Origin of the sequence: Allomuricauda sp. XS_ASV26, assembly GCF_041224615.1 — a bacterium.
Taxonomy (GTDB): Bacteria; Bacteroidota; Bacteroidia; order Flavobacteriales; family Flavobacteriaceae; genus Flagellimonas; species Flagellimonas alginolytica.
The window spans coordinates 1-227 of record NZ_JBGFGK010000006.1; the positions used below are offsets into that span (position 1 = coordinate 1).

General features: G+C 49.3%; 1 protein-coding gene. It reads left to right on the forward strand.

The features are described from left to right. On the forward strand, positions 1-227 hold a 227-nt coding region (locus AB9K32_RS00035; RefSeq protein ID WP_369883997.1), incomplete at both ends, for a hypothetical protein.

Below are 227 nucleotides of genomic sequence, written 5' to 3' on the forward strand. Positions count from 1 at the left end.
TTGGATATGTTCGTAGCGTTGTTCGAAATATCCGTGGCATTGTTACCTATAGCCGTAGTGTTGTTGGCAATGTCCGAAGTGTTCGTTGCTATCGCACTCGCATTGTTCGAAATGTTCGTAGTGTTGGTTGAGATGTTCGAAGCATTGTTACCGATCGCCGTAGTGTTGTTGGCAATGTCCGCGGCATTGGCCGCTACTCCGGCGCTATCGTCCAAAGAGGACAGGTC